Source organism: Streptomyces sp. NBC_01485, assembly GCF_036227125.1.
Taxonomy (GTDB): Bacteria; Actinomycetota; Actinomycetes; order Streptomycetales; family Streptomycetaceae; genus Streptomyces.
The window spans coordinates 158,424-180,546 of sequence record NZ_CP109435.1 but is presented as its reverse complement, the minus strand read 5'-3'; the positions used below and the strand labels follow the sequence as shown (position 1 = coordinate 180,546).

16 protein-coding genes and 1 pseudogene are annotated in these 22,123 nt (G+C 70.2%); 6 read left to right on the top strand and 11 right to left on the bottom strand.

What is annotated here, in order from left to right; all coding sequences use genetic code 11:
• Positions 1-273: 273 nt before the first annotated feature.
• The 3 genes from OG352_RS00640 (at position 274) to OG352_RS00630 (ending at position 7,604) form a co-directional block, all read left to right on the top strand.
• Positions 274-5,562, top strand: coding sequence for a non-ribosomal peptide synthetase (locus OG352_RS00640; RefSeq protein ID WP_329213164.1), 5,289 nt, complete (start codon positions 274-276; stop codon positions 5,560-5,562).
• Positions 5,563-5,566: 4 nt separating this feature from the next.
• Complete coding sequence (locus tag OG352_RS00635; RefSeq protein ID WP_329213162.1) at positions 5,567-7,012, top strand: condensation domain-containing protein; 1,446 nt, start codon at positions 5,567-5,569, stop codon at positions 7,010-7,012.
• 163 nt (positions 7,013-7,175) lie between these two features.
• Complete coding sequence (locus OG352_RS00630; protein ID WP_329213160.1) at positions 7,176-7,604, top strand: hypothetical protein; 429 nt, start codon at positions 7,176-7,178, stop codon at positions 7,602-7,604.
• Between the two features lie 20 nt (positions 7,605-7,624).
• On the opposite strand, the gene OG352_RS00625 is transcribed toward OG352_RS00630, so the two are convergent.
• Positions 7,625-9,478: a hypothetical protein gene (locus OG352_RS00625; RefSeq protein WP_329213159.1), complete on the bottom strand. Its 1,854-nt coding sequence runs from the start codon at positions 9,476-9,478 to the stop codon at positions 7,625-7,627.
• 915 nt (positions 9,479-10,393) lie between these two features.
• On the opposite strand from OG352_RS00625, the gene OG352_RS00620 reads away from it, so the two are divergent.
• Positions 10,394-10,906, top strand: a complete 513-nt coding sequence (locus OG352_RS00620) for a carboxylesterase family protein (protein WP_329213157.1) — start codon at positions 10,394-10,396, stop codon at positions 10,904-10,906.
• Between the two features lie 679 nt (positions 10,907-11,585).
• On the opposite strand, the gene OG352_RS00615 is transcribed toward OG352_RS00620, so the two are convergent.
• Positions 11,586-11,936 carry a VOC family protein gene (locus OG352_RS00615; protein ID WP_329213155.1) on the bottom strand — a complete coding sequence of 117 codons (351 nt, stop codon included), beginning with the start codon at positions 11,934-11,936 and terminating at the stop codon, positions 11,586-11,588.
• Here OG352_RS00615 and OG352_RS00610 point away from each other — a divergent pair.
• Both OG352_RS00610 and OG352_RS00605 read left to right on the top strand, forming a co-directional pair.
• Positions 11,919-12,104, top strand: a complete 186-nt coding sequence (locus OG352_RS00610; protein WP_329213153.1) for a hypothetical protein — start codon at positions 11,919-11,921, stop codon at positions 12,102-12,104. The two genes, OG352_RS00615 and OG352_RS00610, sit on opposite strands and share 18 nt — an antisense overlap.
• A gap of 423 nt (positions 12,105-12,527) precedes the next feature.
• The gene (locus tag OG352_RS00605; protein ID WP_329213151.1) at positions 12,528-13,361 is read left to right on the top strand and encodes a PIG-L family deacetylase; all 834 of its coding nucleotides are present in this window, start codon (positions 12,528-12,530) and stop codon (positions 13,359-13,361) included.
• A gap of 560 nt (positions 13,362-13,921) precedes the next feature.
• Here OG352_RS00605 and OG352_RS00600 read toward each other — a convergent pair.
• From OG352_RS00600 to OG352_RS00560, 9 genes and pseudogenes are all read right to left on the bottom strand, one after another.
• Positions 13,922-14,229: pseudogene (locus tag OG352_RS00600) on the bottom strand (NF041680 family putative transposase); the annotation flags it as partial.
• 90 nt (positions 14,230-14,319) lie between these two features.
• The gene (locus OG352_RS00595; RefSeq protein WP_329213149.1) at positions 14,320-14,844 is read right to left on the bottom strand and encodes a hypothetical protein; all 525 of its coding nucleotides are present in this window, start codon (positions 14,842-14,844) and stop codon (positions 14,320-14,322) included.
• Between the two features lie 280 nt (positions 14,845-15,124).
• Positions 15,125-15,841: a DUF1775 domain-containing protein gene (locus OG352_RS00590; protein WP_329213147.1), complete on the bottom strand. Its 717-nt coding sequence runs from the start codon at positions 15,839-15,841 to the stop codon at positions 15,125-15,127.
• A gap of 62 nt (positions 15,842-15,903) precedes the next feature.
• The gene (locus tag OG352_RS00585; RefSeq protein ID WP_329213145.1) at positions 15,904-17,370 is read right to left on the bottom strand and encodes a beta-propeller fold lactonase family protein; all 1,467 of its coding nucleotides are present in this window, start codon (positions 17,368-17,370) and stop codon (positions 15,904-15,906) included.
• A 168-nt stretch (positions 17,371-17,538) separates the two neighbouring features.
• Positions 17,539-17,820: a hypothetical protein gene (locus tag OG352_RS00580; protein ID WP_329213143.1), complete on the bottom strand. Its 282-nt coding sequence runs from the start codon at positions 17,818-17,820 to the stop codon at positions 17,539-17,541.
• A 380-nt stretch (positions 17,821-18,200) separates the two neighbouring features.
• On the bottom strand, positions 18,201-18,698 hold the full coding sequence (locus tag OG352_RS00575) for a sigma-70 family RNA polymerase sigma factor (protein ID WP_329213140.1): 498 nt from the start codon (positions 18,696-18,698) through the stop codon (positions 18,201-18,203).
• A gap of 589 nt (positions 18,699-19,287) precedes the next feature.
• Entirely contained in the window at positions 19,288-19,950 is a 663-nt protein-coding gene (locus OG352_RS00570) for a zf-HC2 domain-containing protein (protein ID WP_329223640.1), read from the bottom strand.
• A gap of 23 nt (positions 19,951-19,973) precedes the next feature.
• Positions 19,974-20,483 (bottom strand): sigma-70 family RNA polymerase sigma factor, encoded by a 510-nt coding sequence (locus OG352_RS00565; protein WP_329213138.1) that lies wholly within the window; start codon positions 20,481-20,483, stop codon positions 19,974-19,976.
• A 370-nt stretch (positions 20,484-20,853) separates the two neighbouring features.
• Positions 20,854-22,104, bottom strand: a complete 1,251-nt coding sequence (locus OG352_RS00560; protein ID WP_329213136.1) for a vanadium-dependent haloperoxidase — start codon at positions 22,102-22,104, stop codon at positions 20,854-20,856.
• Positions 22,105-22,123 lie beyond the last annotated feature (19 nt).

Sequence of the window (22,123 nt, the reverse complement as noted above, 5' to 3'; positions counted from 1 at the left end):
TACGCTGGTGATGGTCTTCGCGGCGTCGACGGAACGGCTGTCGACGAGAGGGCCGTGCCTGCGCGGGCGTCTGGACCGGGCTACGGGGTTTCCGGCACGTAGTCTGCGCGGGGGTTCGATGAGCGGGCGCGACAAAGGCCGCAAGTGCAGCGTTCTCTGCCCGCCGCTACCCGCCCGCCCCCGCGCGGGTGGAAGAGCGACGGCCGGCGGTGGCTGACTGGGCGGGTGGACTCAACAGGGGCGTTACCGACGGGCGTCGAGTACGAACACCTTTTGTCCAGCCTTCGGCTGGAACGGACGTGGGGGACCCGGACTCCCGACGAGGTGACGGTTCCGGCGCCGCTCGCGACCGCGCCGGAGGGTGCCGGGGACGGGCCGTGGCTGTCGATCTGTGACATCGTCCGGGACCGTTGCCTCGCCGACGGCGACCGGGTCGCGGTGGCCAGTGCGACCAGAGAGGTCACCTACCGCGAACTGTGGTGTCGTACGGACCAGTTGGCCGCCCTGCTGCGGTCCCGCGGAGTGCGCCGAGGGGATCTGGTGGCCCTTGTCCTCGACCGCGGCATCGACTTCGTGCTGGCGGCGCTGGCCGTGTGGAAGGCCAATGCCGCCTACCTTCCTCTCGACCCGGCGCATCCCCGCACGTGGCGGGCGGACATGGCGCAACGGGCGGGGGCGGTGCTGACCGTGGCGGGCTCCTCCGACAGGTGCGTGGACGGGCTGCCGCATCTCGACCTGAGTCGGCTGGATCCGGACGGCAGCGGGGCGGAGTACCCTCGCCCCGCAGCAGTCGAACCGGACGATCTCGCGTACGTCATCGCGACCTCCGGATCGACCGGCGCACCGAAGCTCGTCATGCTGGAACACCGAGGCGTCAGCAATCTCGTCCTCGCGCAGCGGGATCATCTGGGCGGGCTCGGGCCACGGGCCCGTGTGCTCCAGGCCTTCCACCCCTCCTTCGACGCGGCGCTGTTCGACGTCCTCATGGCGCTCGGCAACGGAGGCCGCCTGGAGACGATCGACGATGCACAGGTCGCCGGCGAGCCGCTCGCCGGCGTTCTGCTGAGCCGGCGGATCACCCACGCGGTGCTGCCCGCCGCGGTGCTGCGCACGCTGGAGCCGGGCCGGTTCACCGATCTCGAGATGGTGATGAGCATCGGCGACGTGTGCGTTCCCGAGACGGCCCGGCGATGGGGAGCCGGCCACCGGTTCGTCAACGGGTACGGGCCGACCGAGGCGACGGTGGCCAGCACGCTGCACACCTGGAACGCGGCGGCGGACTCCGGGGAACGGGTGCCCATCGGTCGCCCGATCCTCAACTACCACGTCTTCATCTGCGACGAGGCGTTGCGCGAAGTTCCCGCCGGGGAGGCCGGTGAGATCTGCATCGGTGGCGTCGGCGTCGGACGGGGCTATCTCGGGCAGCCGGGACTCACGGCCGAACGGTTCGTACCGGATCCGTTCGGCGAGGTACCCGGGAGCCGGATGTACCGCAGCGGCGATGTCGGACGGCAGCGCGCCGACGGCTCGATCGAGTTCCTCGGCCGGCGGGACGCGCAGGTGAAGGTCCGCGGTGCCCGGATCGAACTGGGGCAGGTCGAGGCGGCGCTGCGCGCTCTTCCGTTCGTGGCGGAAGCCGCGGCCCTCGCGGATGCCCCGGGTGAAGGGGAGGGCCGGCTCCTGGGTTATGCCGCGCCGGTCCCGGGCGCCTCGTTGTCAGGCGACGAGTTGCGGCGCCTCCTCGCTCGGCGGTTGCCGGGATATCTGGTGCCGGACCTGATCACGATCGTCGCGCAGTGGCCGCTGACCACCAGCGGCAAACTCGACCGCTCCCGGCTGCCGCGCCCCCGGCGCCAGGCCGGCACACCGTACGTCGCACCCGGTACGCCCGTCGAAGAGGTCCTCGCCGGTATCGCGGCCGGGCTGTTGGGCCTTGACCGCGTGAGCATGGACGACAATCTGTTCCAGCTGGGCGGGAACTCCCTGCTCGCGACCCAGTTCGCGGCGCGGGTGCGCAGCGCGCTCGGCCGGAATGTCGCGGTGAGCGACATCCTGCGCGGAGCCACGGTCGCGCAGATCGCCGTGCTGGTGGCGGACGGCACGGACACGGTGGACCGGGGCCCGCAACCCGCCGGGCCGGACGCCACGCCTGTTCCGTCGTACGCCCAGCAGCGCGTGTGGCTGATGCACGAGATCGACGGCGACGCCCGCGCCTACAACTCGCAGGCCGTTCTCCGGCTGGCCGGCGAGCTGGACCTCGCTGCGCTGAACGCGAGTCTCACCGAGATCGTCCGCAGGCAGGACGTGCTGCGGAGCCGGTTCACCGTGGAGGACGGGATCCTGCGCTGTGCGGTGGAAGCGCCGTGGGCGGTCCGGATACCGCTGCGGGATCTCGGCGGCATCGAACCGGCGGACCAGCCGGCGGCGGTCGGCGAGGCAGTCCGCGAACTGGTCGCCCAACCGTTCTCCCTCAGCGAGGACCGCCCCTTCCGATGGCTCCTGCTACGGGTGAGTGCGGAGGAATACGTCTTCATCCAGGTGGAGCATCACATCGTCCACGACGGCTGGTCGTTCAACGTCTTCGTCCGGGATCTGATCCAGGGGTACGCCGACTTCCAGCGCGGCGGCCGGATCGAGCCCACCGACCTGCCCCTGCGGTACTACGACTACGCACGCTGGCAGCGGGCCTGGTGCGCCGGCGAGAGCGCCGCCGCGCAGCGCCGCTTCTGGCGCACCGCGCTCGACGGTGCCGAAACCCTGCTCCAACTGCCCCGCCGGCCGGCGCCGCTCGAGCGGAACTTCCGCGGCCGGGCGCCCCGGCAGGACATACCGGCCGGGCTCTCCCAGGCGCTGGAGCGGTTCGCCGGGCAGCAGGGGACCTCACTGTTCACGGCGCTGCTGGCGGGGTTCTTCGTGCTGCTGCACCGCTACACCGGTTCGTCGGACATTCTCGTCGGGTCCGGGGTGGCGAACCGCCACTGGCACGACACCGAGAACGTGCTGGGCATGTTCGTCAACACCGTGGTCCTGCGCGGCCGGCTGGACGGCGACCCGACGTTCGCCGAGTTCCTGGCCGGCGTGCACTCCATGGCGCTTCAGGCGTACGACCATCAGGAGCTGCCGTTCGAGCTGGTGCTGGAGGAGTCCTCGGCGGTACGTGCGGCCGGGGTCAATCCGCTGATCCAGGCCATGTTCAGCTTCCACGATTCCCAGGTGGGCCCGGTCACCGCCGCCCCGTTCGACGTGACCGTCGTGGAGGGGCTGAGCAACGGCTCGGCCAAGTTCGACCTGTCGGTCGTCGCGGTTCCCCGGTACGCGGTTCCCCGGTACGCGGTTCCCCGGCACGCGGAGACCGGACACAGCGCCCGGCTGGCCGGCGACGTCGTTCACCTTCCCCGGTCCGCCGAGCCGGTCCGCCCCGGCCGGCGCTCGCGACTGCACGGGGTCACCCTCGCCTGGGAGTTCAACTCCGCCGTTTTCGACGACGCGCTCGTGGACGGCATGCTGAAGGCGTACGAAACGCTGCTGCGCGCCGCGGTGACGGATCCGGACAGGCCCGTGTCCGAGCTGCCGCTGCTCGCGGACGACGACGTCGAAAGAGTGGTCGCCGCGGGACGCGGGCCCCAGCGGGAGGCGCCGACGCCCTGGCTGCCAGCCTTCGTCGACCGGTGGGCCGAACAGACGCCCGACGCACCCGCGGTGACATCCGGCGACACGCCCCTGTCCTTCCGCGGCCTGGTGGACGCCGCCGATCGTCTGGCGCGGTACCTGCGTGCGACGGACCTGGGGGCCGGGGACGTGGTCGCGACGTGTCTGCCGCCGCAGGCGGCGGCCGTGGTGGCGCAACTCGGTGTCCTGAAGGCGGGCTGCGCGTTCCTGCCCCTGGACCCGAGGCATCCGCAGACCCGACTGGCCTGGCTGCTTGCCGACAGCCGGGCCCGCGCGGTGGTCACCACGTCGGACCTCGCCGGGCGGTTCCCGCTACCGGCGGGCGTGGCGGTGGTGGTCCTGGAGGACCTACCGGACCTACCGGATCTGCTGGGCCGACCGGACCTGCCGGACCGACCGGATCTGCTGGGCCGACCGGACCTGCCGGACCGACCGGACCTGCCGGACCGACCGGACCTGCCGGACCGACCGGACCTGCCGGGTGTGCCGATGCCGGCCGGTGACGGGAGTGACCTGGCCTACGTCATCTACACCTCGGGCTCGACCGGGCAGCCGAAGGGCGTGGAGGTCGAGCACCGGTCCGTGGCCGATCGGTTCAACGACTGTGCCTGGGCCGACCTGCGGCCTGGAAAGACGGTGCTCGCGGCCGCGTCACCGGCTTTCGACCTGTCCGTCATGGAGATCTGGGGCTCGCTGATCAACGGGGCGGCCGTGCACTTCGCGCCACCGGGCTGGGATGTGCGAGAGCTGGCCCGGTGCATCGAGGACCACCGGCTCAGCCACGCGTTCCTGACGACGCCGCTGTTCCACCGGATCGTCGACGAGGCGCCGTCCGCATTCGACCGGTTGGACGTGCTCGTGGTCGCCGGCGATGTCCTGGCACCGGACGCGTTCCGCGCGGTGAGGCGTCGCGGAGTGCGCAAGGTCTTCAACCTGTACGGTCCCACCGAGACCACGGTGGCCGTCACCGCGCAGTCGCTGGACGCCTGGCGGGATGTCCCCGGGGCAGGCGTGCCGATCGGTACGGCGCTGCCCAACACGCATCTGGTCGTGGTCGACGACTGCTTGCGGGTGGTGCCGACCGGTGCGCTCGGCGAGATCTGCGTCGGCGGCTCCGGAGTCGCCCGGGGCTATCTGGGACGCCCTGGTCTCACCGCCGAACGGTTCGTGCCCGATCCGTTCGGCCCGGTGCCGGACGGCCGCCTCTACCGTACCGGCGACGTGGGCAGGATGCTGCCGGGCGGCGTCGTCGAGTTCATCGGCCGGCGCGACGGGCAGGTCAAGGTGCGCGGTTTCCGTGTCGAGCTGAACGAGGTGCGGCTCGCGCTGCTGGACCTGGCGACGGTGGCCGACGCGGTCGTCGTCACCGACCGTGGCGGCGATGGTGATGGTGAAGGTGAACTCCGGATCCTCGCGTACGTCGTCCCGTCTCCCGGCCGGGCTCCGCGTGGGCAGGCGCTGCGGGCGGCTCTCGCCGAGCGCCTGCCCGACTTCTGCGTGCCGAGCGTCGTCATGGTGCTGGACGGCCTGCCCCTCACGACAGGCGGGAAGGTCGACCATGCCCGCCTGCCGGCGGCGCGGGCCCAGGCGGCCGTGGCGTTCGTGGCACCGCGCACGCCGGAGGAGGCCGTGCTGGCGCGAGTCGCGGCCGAACTGCTCGACCGCGACAGGGTGGGCGTGCACGACAATCTGTTCGAGCTGGGCATGCACTCGTTACTGGCCATGCGGCTGGCGTCCCGGGCCACGGTCGAGCTGGGCCGGGAGGTGCGGGTGGCCGCGATCCTCACCCGGCCGACGGTCGGGCAGCTCGCCGCGCGCCTCGGCGCGCCGTCCGGCCCGGCGATCGCCCCGCTGCCGCGGGCATCGCGCAGGGCATCGCGCAGGAACTCGTAGCCGTATGCCGGAAAATGACGGGGGCGATGTGTTCGCGTTGTCCTTCGGGCAGCGCAGACTGGTCCGCCTGCACGCTCTCGACGCCACCGGGTTCGTGCACAGCTCGCACCGGTGCTTCCACGTGAGCGGCGGGCTGGACCTCGTCGCGCTGCAAGCCGCGGTGGACACCTTGGTGGCGCGGCACGAACCCTTGCGTACCGTGTTCCCGGCCGCTGCCGGTCATCAACGGGTGATGCCGTCCGGGCACGTCCCGGTGCGGTTCGCCGACCTGGCGGCGGACGGCGCCGGATCGGACGCGACGCGTCGGATCCCGGCGCTCGTCGCACGGCCATTCGACCTGGAACACGGTCCGCTCCTTCGGGCGTGGGCCCTGCGGCTGGGTACCGGCCGGCACCTGCTGGTCTTCTCGCTGCACCTGCTCGCCGCCGACGGGTGGGCGTTGCAGGTCTTCTTCCGCGAACTCGGCGAGGCGTACCGGGCGGCGGTGCGCGGCGAGGTTCCCGCGCTGCTCCCCTTGCCCGTCCAATACGCCGACTGGGCCGCCTGGCAGGCGCACCGGCTGACACCTCGGCGGGAGGCCTGCCTTGCGCACTGGTGGCGGGAGGAACTCTCCGGCGTCCCGCTCACGGTGCACCTGGCGGAGCGCCGCATGCCGGCGGCGGGCCCGCCGCAGGACGGCAGAGGCGGAGTGATCCGGCCCTGCCTCACCCCCGCGTCGCAGGCCGGACGCGCCCACCGCCCGCTGGCCCCGGCTTCGGTGGACGCGGCGCGATCGCTCGCACGCGGCGAAGGACGGACGCTGTTCACGGTGCTGGCCGCGGTGTTCGCCCTTGTCCTGCATCACCACAGCGGGCAGGACCGGCTGCTGATCGGACTCGCCGTGGCCTGTCGCGAGCAGCCCGAGGTGGCGAACATCCTCGGCTTTCTGGTCAACACGGTCTGCCTCCGCGCCGACCTCACCGGAGATCCTGACGTCCGGGAACTGCTGAGCCGGGTCGCGAGGGCGACCGCCGACGCCTACGACCACAAAGACCTGCCGTTCGAGCACCTGGTGCGCGGGCTCGGCCCACCCCATGACCCGAGACGGTCACCGGTCGGACAGGTGAACCTCGCCCACCACCCGCCCGGCACGACCGGCGTGCTGGAACTGCCCGGCTGCCTGGTCGCCGAGCGCCCGATCGACGGCATCCAGCCGAAGTTCGAGCTCACGATCCGAGTGGAGGAAACCGACGACGCCACGGTCGCGCTGTCCGCCGAATACGCCCCGGACCGGTACAAGGCCGCTTTCATCCACCAACTGCTGCGGACATACGAGCGATTCCTGCAAGCCGCGGCGACCAGCCCCGACACGCGCGTCTCCCGGCTGTCAACGGCGGCTCAGTTCTCCCCGGAGTGCCCAGTTCCACGAACCCGTCGGATAGATGCATCAAGTGTTGATCACGACCGCTGAAGACTGCCCAGCGGGCCTATCGGGGACGGCCGCCTCTGGTGGGGGTGCCGGGCGGGCGATCGCCGTGGGGGCTGGCCCGCAGAAGACGTACACCGCGCAGCAGCAGCCGGCCGCGTGCTCCTGCCACTACCGCCATGAGCACGGGGGCGCTGAAGGACCCGACGTGCAGCCCGGCGCCATTTCCCCGGCGGCCACGCAGGCGAACCTGGCGTCGACCTTCTGCCGCAAGGGCGGCTACACCTTCGGCATCCGCCCGTCGACCTCCGTTACCGGCAAGGAGTTGGAACCGAATGCCGCTTCCTACGGCTTCAGCGGCCGCATGGGGGACGCCGAGTACGGCCACTTGATCAGCCTGCTGCTGGGCGAGGCTGCGCGCGGAGAACGGCCGGCTGCCCAGGGCCCCGAGAAGGAGATTCAGGAAGAGCGGGAGCAGATCGAGGGGACGCCGCCCCTGCCCGCCGTTCCGGTCGGGACCGCCGGTGGCTCCGTGACAGCCCAGTCCGTAGCTGCGGAACCGGACGGCCGGTCTTCGGCCGCTGACCTCGCCGCCGCGCTGATGGGCTCGGGCACAGAGGCGCGGACGGACAATTGAGGCGGGCCGGGGGGCCGGGGTCAGTGAGCGGTGCCGGCGGACCACACCGTCGTATCGCCGTAGACGATCACGACGTCGCCGTCCGCCCGAAGCACCAGGCCGGCGCCGTTGTGGTCTTCGGTCCGGGTGGACCAGGCGGTGACGTCGTCCTTGGTGTAGACGGCGAAGTTGCCGTCGCCCTGGAAGACGGTCTTGTAGCCTCTCCCGGCCGTCCCGGCCGACCAGCGGACCATGCCGTTCTCGTCGCGGATGACGAGGTCGCCGTCGGCCGTCATGGCCAGGGTGGTCCGGTCGGAGCGCCAGGACTGGCCGGGTGTGAGCACGCTGGTGCCGTGGACGGTCAGGTTGGTCCACTGCTTGACGGTCGTCGGGGTGGAGGGCTCCGGGGTGGTCGCCGGAGGGGCGGCGGCGGAGGTCTGCTTCGGGTGGGCGTCGCCGGACTTTCCCGACGGGGACGCGGCAGGGGATGCTGGTCGGCCGGTCGCCTGTTTCTCGTCGTGTGTCTTCGCCGGGGGTGTAGCACTTCCTGATGCCGTCGGCTCGCCGGAGGCTTTGTCCCCCGTGACCGAGGTGCCGGCGTCCTCGCCTACGGTCCGCGCGTTGTCCGACCTGTCTTCCACGCTGTTCCCCGAAAGGCCCGACAGCGCGGCCGAGACGCTGAGCAGCAGGGCGGGGCCGGCCAGCGGCACGGCCGTACCGCTGACCAGCGTGAGCAGCAGCACAGCCCCGGCCAGCGCGGGTTTGCCGACGCGCGGCGGCAGCCGTACGGGAGGAGCGCCGGAGCCGGGGGGACCGAAGGTGTCCGGTTCCCCCGGCTCCGGTGCTGGGGAGTCCTCGGCGGGGACCGTCCCGGCGACGTGCGCGGCCCGGGCGGCGGCCGGGTGGAAGGGGGCAGGGTGGAAGGGGGCCGGTACGGCGCGGGGTCCGCCGATGGCCGAAGACGTGCCCGGGGCATGTCCCCGGCTCGCCCCGGTCTCGTGGTACGGCAGCGGGTTCGGGGTCGGCCCGGGGGCCGGCTCGGGCGGGCGGCCCTCGCCGCCGCGGTAGCTGGTGGTCATGTGATCTCGGCCTTTCCGGTCTCCGGGCGCGGTCCGCCCGGCAGGTCTTCGGGGAGCAGCTGCCGCAGGTCGTCGATGCCGGGCGCGGCCAGGGCGCCGAGCCTCCTGGCCTGACGTGTGGTCGTCTCCTGGAGCAGTTGCCGGGTGGTACGGGCGCTGCCGAACGAGCGGTCGCGCGGCAGCGCGTCGACGTACGACCGCGGGGCGGCCGGCGTCGGCGGCCACCGTGTGCCCGGAGCGCAGCACGCCGAGTTCGGCCAGGACGCCGTTGCCGCGGGTGTCGCGCAGGCGGCGGGTCTGGACGGCGGAGCGACTCTGCTCGCCGATGACGACGGCGCAGGACCCGAGGCCTACGACCACACAGTCCTCGATCACGCTGCCTCCCGGCGACAGGTCCACGATCCCGGCGCCGCCCGGGTTGGTGACCCGGCTGCCCCGCATGGCCGGCGATCCGGTCAACCGGGCCGCCGCGGCGGTCCGGGCCGTGCCGATGACCGCGCGGCCCTCCATGGCCGCCCGGCCCCGGGGAGCGTCGACCACCGGGACGTCCTCCTTGCCGACACGCAGCAGCGGACCGGTGAGCGTCGCCTCTTCGCCGACCAGGCCGCGGGCGCTGCCGAACCGGGGGCAGCTCTCGACGCTGCCCGGGCCGTCTTCGGCCACGAGCGTCGCCCGGTGCCGGACGGTGAGGTTCTCGTCGCAGCGCCGGCAGCGGATCCGGACCACCGTGCCGGAGCGCGCCTGTGCCCGTGCCTCGCCGGTCGTGCGGCAGCCGTCCGGCTCTTCCGGGCAGACCAAGGGCACCTGCCGTGACACCGCAACCTCCTGAGCCCGCCTGCCCGTACGCGGGCTGCGCGGACGGCACATCCCCCGGCCCGCGCCGAATCGTAGGCCGGTGGATGTGCAGAAAGAGTGACTGCGCCGGGTCGCCGTACGACGCCCGACGCCTCGCCCCGGATTTCCGCGGGCGCCAGGGCTGCTCCACACATCGCGCAGTTTTCTTCCACACCGCCCTGCCCAGGCTCCGCCTCTGGCGGCCTCGGCCTCGGCCACGGCCACGGCCGCCGTTCATCACCGTTTCGAGGAGCACGGCGGTGGCGTGCACGAACATCGACAACGGCCGGATCTTCTACCCCGACGAGGGCGAGGGCCGGGAGACCGCCCTGCTCACCCACGGCGCGGGACCTGCGACTCACACGACTGGGCCATGCAACTCGCCCCGTCGCCGCCGAGCACCGGGTCATCGCCGTGGACCTGCGCGGCACGGCCGGTCCTCGCAGGCCCGGGACAGCCACTACCCGACGGACCACGCGGCGGATCTGACGGGAGAACGCCAACACCGGTGCCCTTCACCGCAATACCGTTTGCGCCAGCACTGGTTTCTTCTTCGCCACGGGCAAGGCGCGGCTCCGAGGGGGAACCGCGCCGTGGGCAACAAGGGGGCGGCCGAGCTGGCGCCGTCGACGGTGTCCGTCGGCAACACCTGGAACCAGTCGCTCTCCCGGCGAGTGGGCAGTTCCGCTTTTTCGAACACAAGACCTTGAGACTTCAATTTCCTTTCAGTGCTGCTTACTGCACAACTGCAGTACGTCGAGCGGTGGAAGGACACCCCCCATGTTCAGAGCCCCTCGCACAGCATCCGTAGCGTGTCTCGCGACCCTGCTGGCTGTGCTCACCCCTGCCTCTGCCTCTGTCGCCGATCCTGCGCGGACCGCGTTGGGCAGGTCCCCGGTGATACAGACCACCACCGGCCCGCTCCGGGGCCAGGCGACCGTCGAGGGGCGGCAGTTCCTCGGCGTTCCGTACGCCGCCGATCTCCGGGACTATTCCTGTCCGACCGCCCGGGTGAGCCTGCAACTCGCCCAGGGTGCCCCGGTGTATCAGTACGAGTTCGCGGACGTGACCGGTCCGCCCGCCGAGAATCTCCGTGACCAGAGCACCGACTACGACTTCGGGGCCACACACACCAACGACCTCCAGTACCTCTTCCGGCACAACGGACGCGAGGCGCCGTTCAACGCCGAGGAGCGGCAGCTGTCCCGGCAGATGATCCAGTGCTGGTCGTCGTTCGTCGCACACGGAGTCCCCCGTGCCCCCGGCCTCCCCGACATGGCCGACCAGCGCGTCCGGCCGGGCGAGGTGATGGTCCTTCGGACCGCGTCGGCCGGCGGCCCGCGCCCGGCCGGTGACTTCACCTCCGCCCACCACCGCGCGCTGTGGGACGCGGTCGCGGCCACCGGCTGAACCGGCGGACACCGTCCCGGCTGCGCCGCGCCCGTCCGGCGCCCTCGGCAAGCAGGGACACCCCGGCCGGGTAACCGTTGGCGACTCCTGAGGGCGAACCTGACGTCGGCCTTCATGACCCGTTGTGGTCGTGAAGGCCGACGTTGTGTTCGGGGAGGGCGTCGGTGTCGTTGCGCGCCAGGAAGATCGACGGGGTTCCACCGGTAGATGGCCTGCGCACGGCTGGTTTGGCGCCACCTTGTTTCCGCATCGCCCCACCGGGCTTCCGCGTCCGCAGCCCTGATCCCCAGCGCCTCGCCGATCGTGTACCAGTCGGGTGCCCCGCACACGTTCAGTGAGCACCGCTCGGTCCGCGAGGGACTCCATCGATCTACGCACGGCCGCGCCGCCTTGCGTACGCAGTCACCGGCTACGGCCAGGTCCTCGGTCAGCATCCGCACGTACCGCCCGACATCTGAGGCGGTGGCGTGAATCTTCGACCCCAGCTCGATCCGAGCGATGTCAGACATGCTGTGCGGGGCCGACGGAACCGGGTCGCGCGTTGGGCCGAACTGTTACGAACTATTACGAACCGCTACGAACGTGATCCCCATGCGGACGGCCTCCCTGCTGTGGCGGCGCCACCGAAAAAGCTCTGCGGCCACCCTGAGATTCGTCACGCTGAGCTGAGTGCTGTGGGTCACAGGCTGTGGGCGATGGGGTGCAGCGGTTCGTACAGCGGGAGTTCGGCGCCGCTGGGGAGCCGGATCGCAGTCAGTTTGCCCCAGCGCTGCTCGCTGACCGGACGGGTGATCTCGACGCCCTGCGCGCGGAACTCGCCGAGCTGGGCATCAAGGTCGTCGCACATCAGGAAGAACTCGTGCTGCGGCGGACCGTCGGTCGGGTGCACGGCCACCTCGGCCGGGGGCAGCTTGAAGATGAGCCAGCCGCCGCCCGCGTCGACGCCGGGAAAGTCGAGGACGTCACGGATGAAGGCGCGGTCCGCCTCGGCGTCCTGGCTGTAGAGGATGACATGTGCACCGCTGATCATGGCTGGCTCCTGCCCGTCGACGTGCTGGCGGTTCGTGTCCCCGGCATCCTGACACGCTCTCACCTCGCGGCGTTTCGCGAGATCGTGGTGCTGGCGAACCTGATCCTCACCCAGCCGACCCACATCATCGACCCCAAAGTCCTCTACCTCGCCACGACAGCAGACTGAGCCGACGATTCACCCGGATCTACACCGCCCTTGGAACCCGGGACCCGCTCTACCGGCGCTTCTGCCTCTATCGCGAACGAGATTTCCGCAACAGCCAAGTCGTTTGAGAACACCGACCATCAGGGTTCTCAAACCACCTGGCAGGTCAGCGAACCGCTGTCTGCCAGTTGCACTTCGACAGGACATGCAGGTCGTGCCTGTACCTCGTTCGCGTTGAAACGCCGACGCCTGGAAGGACAATTGGCCGCGCCGGGAACAGTCGGTCTGGCCGGCACGGTTGCATCGACCGAGGGACCGGCGCCGCACAGGCGGGGAACACGGAGACCACAAGGTCGTCCGCCCCACCAGGATCCGGGCCCCCGGATCGCGGTATGCCAGCCGCGCTACTTGGACCAAGACGTATTTCTGCAGGAGGACTGTTTCATGACTGACCGGCCCTTGACGCTCATGGCAGTACACGCCCACCCCGACGACGAGGCGACCGGAACCGGAGGGGTCCTCGCGCGGTACGCGGCGGAAGGCATCCGCACGGTTCTCGTGACGTGTACCGACGGCGGTTGCGGTGACGGGCCGGGGGGTGTCAAGCCGGGCGACCCCGGGCACGATCCGGCGGCGGTCGCCTTGATGCGCCGTCAAGAACTTGAGGCGAGCTGTGACGTCCTGAAGGTGAGCGATCTCAAGATGCTGGACTATGCCGACTCCGGGATGACGGGCTGGCCGAGCAACGACGCCCCCGGATCCTTCTGGCAGACCCCCGTGCAGGAAGGCGCGGCCCGACTCGCGGAACTCATGCGGCACTACCGACCTGATGTGGTCGTCACCTACGACGAGAACGGCTTCTACGGCCACCCCGACCACATCCAGGCCCACCGCATCACGATGGCGGCGCTGGAGATGACCGCGCTGACACCGAAGGTGTACTGGACCACGATGCCCCGCTCGGGGATGCAGCGGTTCGGCGAGATCATGCGCGAGTTTCATGAGGACATGCCGGAGCCGGATCCTGCCGAGGCCGCCGCGATGGCCGAGATCGGCCTCCCCGACGATGAGATCACCACGTGGGTGGACACCACCGCGTTCAGCGGTCAGAAGTTCGACGCGTTGGCCGCGCACGCCAGTCAGGGCGAGAACATCTTCTTCCTCAAGATGGGCAAGGAGAGGTTCGGCGAGTTGATGGGCATGGAGACCTTCGTACGTGTCCAGGACGCCACCGGCGCGGCCGTACCCGAGAACGATCTCTTCGCCGGACTGCGCTGATCCGCCCGTCCGACCGGCCGGGACAGCGCATCGACCGCACGGCACGATCGAGCGGGCCACACACCCGGAGGCTTGGTCCACGCGAGTTCCGCTCCGGCAGCCCGCCTGCGGCTGGGACTACGTGCTGGCCGCGCGGTGGAGGCCGCACGTGCCCTTGCGCTGCGCGGGGCACGGGTGGAACGGCCCGCCCGGAGGCCGATACGGCGGCATCTGCTACGCAACCTTGGTCGCTGCGCACGACGGCTTGATCACAGTGATGGTCTGTGAGGTCAACGCCTCCAGTGGCACGATGAGTTGGGACGGAAGGCGGGGGTTCGTGCGCCGTGACAGGCGTCACATTCAGACGGCGGTTCTGGGCAGCTCGGCCTCGGAGGAGCCTTTGATGCTGCCGCTCGAGGCGATCGAGCTGGATGCTTTCCGCCGTCGGCATGAGAACGACACGTTCTGGTGCGGGCTGCTGCTTGGAGGCTGCGGCATCCAGCTGACGACGAGGCTCTACACCGACCGGGTCTGCCACTTCGCCCACCACCCGGGCCCCGACGGGCTGCCGCATCTGTGCCGGGGCGTCTGGTCGTTTTGCCCACGTCGTAGCGGGTGGCGGGATGCCGGTTCTTCGATCCGAGCGGGCGTCCGGGGTCGGGCCGGTTGGGTTTCGGCGCATGAGCCGGGCATGCGAGATGCGGGCGGAGGTTCTGAACCCCCGGCGGACCCGGGCCGGGGTGAGACGACCGAGCTCGGCCGGCCTCTCCCAGGGGCGGCGGAGGTCGGCGGCCAGCGGTCGGGTCAGGCGGAGTTGGGTGTGGGCGGCGATGATCAGCCAGGTCCACCGGTCCGCCGCCGCGGGCGTACGGAGTCTCGGGCGGGGCCATGCTGCGGGGCTGGGGCGGCGAGGCAGACGGGATTGTCTTCGAGGCTCTGATCCGCACCTGGCATTCGGCGGCGGGTCCGTTCAGGCCGGTCAGCCCACGGGCGACGTGGCGAAGCGGTGCCAGTTCCCGGCTACGACGCTGGTCTGCTTGAGCAGCCGGGCCGGTTCGGACGGGGCAGGCCAGAACTGCAGCAGATACCGGTCATCAGTCGGAGGCTCGTCGTCCTCCCGGACATTCCTACCATTGCCGGCATCCATGGCGGTGGCGGAATACCGCACGCGATAATCGCGCTCCTCCAGTCCCAACTCCCACGAGCTTTTTCCGTCCCACTGGCGCAGCTTCGTCTCATCCGACACCGGCCGGAACGGGATCTCGACAATCTCCTCCCAGGTCTCATCCAGCTCAGGCCGGCTGTCATGCAGCTCGACGGTGAAGCCGACGCCACCGATGCGCAGACCGGTCAGGAGCAACAGCGCCCCGTCCGTCCCGCCCCCACAGAGCCCGACACCATCTTGCCCGGTGAAGGCGTCGTGCAGGTCGTGTTCGTCCCCGCCGCTCTCCACAAAGACCTGGCCGTAATCGACATGCACCTCACCACTGACGAGCACCTTCATTGAACACACCCTCGTTTCAGTCGACTTGACCGCTGATTGTGCCAGTGGCCACTGACAGCGGGACGATCGGGGATGGTTTCAACCGGTGTTGCCGGGACCGTGAGACGCTCGGTGTGACCGCTGATCACGGAGGATGCGGTTTCACTCGCCGTGGAAGGCGTCACGCCTGCCCCGCTGCATGATGGCCTTGCGCTCGGTCTTGGTGAGCACGCGCCAGGTAGTCGTTCTCGTCCAGTGCGGCGCTGACGCGCACGCGTCGGGCACCGGCCACGGTCGGGCGTTACGAGCGCAACATCCCGTTCCTCCTGCGCCGTTGGCGCACCGCGGCGGCAGCGATCGTGGCCACCGCTACCATTCCTGCCCCGATCACCGTCAGCAGACCGGCGGATGGCCCCGTCTGCCCGGCGGCGGCCGAGTCGGCGGGCGCTGCGGCGACGGACGGCGCAGGAGTGGGCCCCGCATCCGGTGCGGGCGATTCTGTGGTGGCCGGCTGCGGGGAGTCACCGGCGGAGCCGGGCGGGGGGCCGGCATCCGGATCGATGACGAGGACCGGTGCCGGGAATTCTGGTTCCTTGCTGCCGGTCTGCTTCTCGTTCCATGTGGCGATCGTGCCGTTGGAGTAAGTCTGTTCGGTGTTGAAGGTGACGGAGTACTGATCGGGAATGGGTCCGACCTTCACCTTGAAGATCCGGCTGTCGGCGGGTCTGATCTCGTGGCCGGCCTCGGCCGTCCAGACCAGTCGGAGGCCCTGGCCAGTGGACCCGGCAATGGTCTGCTCGGTCCATCCGTCGGGTGTCGGCACCGCGGTGACCGCGATTTCCGGTGGGACGGCGACGGCGATACGGACCGTGGTGGCGTCGGCCAGCTCACTGGGGACGCGGAACTGGAGAGTGGCGGGCTTTCCGGGGATGACATCGCCGATGACCCGGATATGTGCCGCGCCGGGCCCGGCTGAGAGCAGGACTGCTCCCGCCGCACTGGCGGCGACGGTGATCAAAGAAGCGATGTGCCGGCGAGTGCGGCAGGGCATGGGAATGTCCTCTCGGTTCAGTGCCGGGATCAGCAGCAGTCGCAGTACAGGAGGTCGGCGGTCTTCACACCGTGGCCGTGCACAGCACCCTGAGCGGCGAAAGCCGCCTTCTGGACCGGGGTCGCCTCACCCTTGACCTGGATCGAGATGCTCCGACCGTCGAAGGCCCCGAAAGCGAGCGCCATGGGAGTCCTGCCGTTGGCGTCGGTGGGAAACGAGAGGACGGGGTTCTTACGGCCGTCACTACCCACGGAGTATGCCTGGTAGACGGTGTTGGGACGGAGCCGGCGTGCCTGGATCTGGATCATGTCGAGTCCGCTCAGCGGGCGGATGGTGGCCTCCAGGACGCGGCCCTTCTCCGGGTCGAGGGTGTCGCCGGCTGTGCCGTCCGGCAGGACGGTGGGGACGTTGCGGGCTTGCTGGTCGAGCCCCTGGCGACCGAGGTTGGAGGCGTTGCCGGCAGCAGCGGCCCGGGGCGCGTAGACGACGGCCTGCGGCTCCTGCCCAGTCTTGATGGTGTCGGTCACCTTGTTGGTGGCGGTGTCGATGACGTCCACCGCGTCGGACTTCTCCAGCCCGACATACAGCCGGGAGCCGTCGCCGCTGGCCCAGGCGCCGTGCGGGGCGTGCCCATTGTTCTTGATCTTGTCGACCAGGGTGGGGGCACCCCCGGTGCGGCTGTAGACCCAGGTCTCGTCCAGCCCGCCCATGGTCACATAGACGTACTTACCGGTGCGGATGTCGGCGAACTGGGGGTGATTGGTGTCGGGTCCGGTGGTGAGGACGCTGGCGACCTTGTTGTGGACGAGATCCACCACGGAAACTTTGCCGGCACGCTTGTGCGCCGCCCACAGTTCCTTTCCGTCGGGCGAGATCGCTTGGTCGGAGGAGAAGATGTCACCGAGTCCGGTGATCTGGTCCTTGATCCTGCGTGACTGAACGTCGATCACGGTGATCTCGGGCTTGCTGATGTGGTTGACGTACGCCGTCCTGCCGTCGGGGCTCATCAGCACCTTCGACGGGCCCTCGCCGACCTGCAGGTTGGCGACGACTCCGCCACGCACGGCGTCGACGACCGTGACCGTGCCCCGGCCCCGGTTCGCGACCCAGAACTGCTTGCCGTCGGCGGTGAAACTGCCCTCGTGGGCGGCCCGGCCGACGTCGGTGGTGCTGACGACCTTGTTCGTGGTCGTGTCGATGATGTCGACCGTGTTGCTCGTGACGCTCACCACCGCAAGCCGCCGGCGGTCCGGCGAGAACGCCAGGCCGTGCACCCCGACGTCGCCGAGGTACTGCGGGCTCAGGGTGCCGCCCACGCGCTGGTCGCCCAGCTTGATCGTGCCCAGCGTCCTGTTGGTCGAGGGATCGATCACCGACACCGTGTTGGACGACTGATCGGCCGTGTAGACGCGGTCCCGGCCGGAGACGGGAACCGGCTGGTGGCGGAGCGCTGCAGTGGCCTTGGAGGTAGCAGGTTCGGGGCTGGCCTGCGCCATGGAAGTGGCAGTCAGCGCTCCGCCTCCCACCCCCAGTGCGGCAATCAGCATCCATGTGGCACGACGCGCAGAAGACATTCTTCTTCTCCATGGTTCCGGTGTTTCTGGCATGACGGATCGCCTGATCGCCCAGGGGAATCCAGCGGCAGGAAGTATGTGTGTCGGCCGTCAGGCCGTTGGGGGTGGCTTCACGGGAACACGGGCCACGACCCGGCCCTCTTCGTCCTCCACGATCAGAGCCGTGATGGTGTCCCGGCGCATCGCGGTCACCATGCGAGTGGAGACCGGTTCGTCGGTCGCGGCCCGCACGCTGCCGCCGGAAGTCCGTGCGCCGGCGGCGTTGACGGTCATCATGCGGTAGGTCTCTCCCGACCGCAGCCCGGACAACGCCACCGGCACTTCGGTGCCCCAGGGGCGAGTGACCATCTGGCCCTGGCGGACCAGTGCCACGGATGCAGCAGGTGCCTGATCCTGTCGTGCCGCGAGTGGGACGACCACCGCAACCGCCGCCAGGAAGGCACCAGCGACCCCCAGAGCGATCCGCCGCCGGCGCCTGGGCCGGGCAGCTCCCGCTCCAGCGACGTCTCGGCGGATCCGGTCACCGAGGTCCTTCGAGGGCCGGCCATCGGTCGCGGCGGTTCGTGCGGTCGCCAGGCTGAGAAGTGGGTCTGCCCGACGCAGTGTCCGCACCACATCACCGAGTTCGGGCACCTCGCGGGAGCACTCCGGGCACCGGTCGAGATGCCGGGACAGATCCTCCGTCAGGGGCATCCCGAGAAGCAGTCGCTCGGCCAGCAACGGACGGAAGGAGAAGCATTCCTGATTCGGATTCATGATGCCAGCCACCCGTTCTCCTCCAGGACGAGACGCAGAGCGCGCACGCCGTAGTACAGCCGGCTGCGCATGGTGGAAGCTGAGACGCCCAGCTCCTCGCCCAGCTCGGCGCAGGTACGGCCGCCGAAATACACCTCCACCACCGCCTCCCGGTGCTGCGGGCTCAGCCGATCCAGTGCCTCCCCCAGCTGAATGCGCTCGAGAAGCTGATCGACCGGGTCGAACGCCGACGGTGACTCGGACACGGCATCCCACGACGAGTGACCAGGTCCCTCACGGACCCTGCGCCTCCGCATGGCGTCCACCACCCCGTTGCGTGCGATGGCAAACAGCCAGGTCCGCATACTGCCCTGGTCCGGATCGAAGCCCCGGGGCGACCGCCAGGCACGGACGAAGGTCTCCTGCACCACATCCTCGGCGAGCTGCCGGTCGTCCAGTGCCTTGCAGGCGAACCCGAACAGTTCCTCGCCATAGAGCTCGTAGGCCGCCCGCACCTCGCGCTCGGTCCTCAGCCCGGCAGGTTCCGAGTCCGTCGGCCCGGAACGTCGGCGTAACCACCGCAGGGGACTACCGCTCACAGCCACGGTCACCCACATGCGTTCCGCGCCACACTGCCATGGTGGTCCCCAATTCCGGAGAAGACGTGTTCATCAGGGGATACGCGCGGCCCACCGCGCGTGTTGAAAGGCCGCGAAAGAACCTTGCGGCCGCTCTGCGACCCGGGTCACGTCGTTCCTCCCGTGCGTGTGCGGCGCCCGGTCGCGGTCACCGGCCGGGCCGTACTCATCGGAGCCATGGCAGGTCCGCGCCGCGCTCCGGGTGGAGGCCGGGGGCCATGCGGCCTTCGAGCTCGGCTGCCGGAGCGGGGCGTGCCCGTACCGCCGGTGTCGTGCACCGGGCCTGCCGATTCCCCCGGGCGCGTCAGTCGTCACTCGTGCGCGCTTCCAGCGGATGCCGTCACATGGGCATACCCGCCAAGCCGTCCCGCCGTCGCACGCTGAGCAGTCCGCGTAGTGCAGTGCCCCGGGGGCGACGGCGCTTCGTCCGCCCGTCCAGGTCTACGCGTCGACGCCCGAGAGCGGTTCAGGAGGGACGCGTGGTGGCCAGTACGTTGCCGGCGCGGTCCATGATGACCAGAGACCGGATGTCATCGAACCGGACGGAACTGGCTCCGGTCACCCTGGCGGTGGCCGTGGGAGTCGCCGCCCAAGTGGCTGCCTGCTCGGTGCGGCCGTCGTCCGCGGCGACCTGCATGGTGAAGGGGCCCATCGCCGGCAGGTCGGTCACGTCGAGGCTGACTTCGGTTCCCCACGGCTTGGCCGTGAGAGTGGCGCGACCGGCGACGGCGTATCCCGCGGCGGCGTTGAACCTGCTGCTCGGATCGCTTGGGCCGCCCGACCCGGAGGGCATCAGCAGACTCACCGCGAGTCCCGCCACGACGATCAGCGACGCCGCCAGCGTCAGCCAGTGCCACCGGACCCTGCGGCGGCGCACGGTGTCGGTCTCGCGTACACGCGCCAGCAGGTCATCGAGCGAGCCTTCCGCGGGGGCTGAGGGAGACTGCGGTTCCGACTCGGCGGACAGGACCTGCTGCGCGTACGTCCCTGGAGCCCGCCGCAACAGCCCCGGCAGGGGTGCCGAGCGAGCGAGCTCGTCCCGGCATTCGTCGCAGGTGGGCAGGTGGGCCTCGACGACACGGCGGTCGGGTTCGCTGAGACCGCCCAGCACATACGCGCCGAGAAGCATGCGCACGTCTTCGTGGTCATCGCTCACCGAAGGACCCCCAATTCCTCAAAGGCCGCCCGGAGATTGCGGACGGCGTAATAGGCGCGGGATTTGACCGTCCCCTCGGGCACGGTCATCCGGACGGCTGTCTCGGCGACGGTGAGCCCGTCATAGTACAAGGCCTGGATGACCATCCGATGCTCAGGGGACAGACGCTCCAGCGCGGCGGCGACGAGCTGGCCCTCCAGCGCCGATTCCACATCGTCGGAGGACGGTACGGCCGCGATGGCCGCATCGTTGGAGACCAGCCACGGGCGCCGCCGCGTGGCCCGCCAGTTGTCAGTGATCACATTGTGGGCGATCGTGAACAGGTATGAGCGGACGGAGGCGGATCCCGGATGGATCTTGTGCACGACCCGCCAGGCCCGCAGCAGCGTCTCCTGCACGACGTCCTCCGCCTGCTCCCGGCTGTGCACGTATCGGAGCGCGAAAGAGATCAACACGTCGTAGTGCTCGTTGTACAGCGTGGTCATCAACTGCTCGTCGGGAGTCACTCCACCGTCCTCGTCTCGCAGGCCATGAGGGCCTGGTCCACACCCGGCGTCCGCCCCGGCCACCGGGACGTGGGACACCGCGCCAGGGCCCCGGGCAGGTTCAGTGAACGGGGTTCGCCGGCTCCCGCGTCCGGATCAGGATGGCTTCGCGGACCACGCCCGGTGCGGTGTCCGACCGCTCCTGCGAGCGGGCCCACAGCCGCAACTGCCCGGGGCCTCGCGTACAGCCGCCGGCCTTCGAACCGGCCCGAGCATCCACGATGGTCGGGCCGTCGTGCCTGGGATTCTCAAGCTCCCCGACAGGGTCGCTCAATGCGCCATGGCGGGGAACGGCGGTGCCCGGCCCCCGACACGACCTCACGGCCGCTGTTCAGTGTGAGTGGAAGAGCCGCTCGGACTTGCTCAGCGCATACGCGGCCACTGCCGTGCCCAGCTTGACGCCCGCCTCGTCCGCGAAGCGAGTGTGGATGCCCTGAAGGACCCGGGCCTCTGTGTTGTCCGCCGTGATCTGGTGCCACTTGGTGTATGTACGGGTGATGCCGGGCGCCGTGGAACTCGTCAGCGTGAAGGGCACGGTCCGCGGCCCGACGAAGGCCGTGAGCAGCCTCTCCGCCGCCCCCGCGTAGGAGTTGTGACCGCTCGGATAGTCCGGGTGCGCCGGGGTGTTGCGCAGCGGCGTCCAGGACGGGTCAGGACTGTCGCCGGTGCGGATCGCGGTGACAGGACGCCACAACTGGTAGGCGTACTTGCTGTCGGATGTGGCGATCTGCGTGTCCACCAGCGCGGCGTTGACGGTCGCCACGAGCTCTGCCTGGTCCGTCACCGACTTCGACGACGAAGCGACGAGTGCGATCCGGATCGGCTTGGTGAGCAGATTGAGCGAGGAGTCGTACCAGAAGTTGGCGACATCCGTCTGATCCTGGGTGCGTACGGTGCTGTTCAGCTCGCCGTACGCACGCACCTCCTTCAGATCCTTTTGGTACCGCTTGGAATCCAGCGCGGGGGGCGGGGGGAGACGGAACTGGTCGGCCTCCTTCAGCAAGAAGGGGCGGGCGACGCGACTGCCGAACTGGATGGCCGGGCCGAAAGCAGGCGCAGTCGGCTGCCAGACACCGGGGGCGGCGGGCGGCACGGGGAAAGCGGCGTTCACCGAGGCCGCGTCGAGACCGTCGCCCTCCCGTGACGTGAGGACCTGTAACGCCTGACGCTCACCTGCCGCCTTACCGAGTTCCTCGGCTCGACCGTCGCGGACACCGTCAAGGGTCCGCTGAAGGGCTGTGTCCAGCTCCGCGGCACGCGTGGGAGCCAGAACTGCCAGGGAACGATGCATGGCAGAAGCCAGCGCCGCGTCCTGATAGTCGCTGCGGTCGACACCGCGCGGCACTTCCTGCACGGCTCTGGCGGCAGCGATCCAACTGATCGCCCAGGTACGGCTGTTGGTGACCTGGGCCGATGACCCTCCCGTCGCGATCGTCTCCGCTGTGGTGTCGTACCAGTCGAGCACCGTCGACGGGCGCTCGTGCTCCGGGGTCGCCGTGGCGATGGGGGCCATACCCGAGGTGGCCAGCAGCGCCGTGGCCCCAACGGCCACCAGGGCTGCGCGGGCTTGTAGTGGATTCACAGAAGCTCCTTTTGCCTCT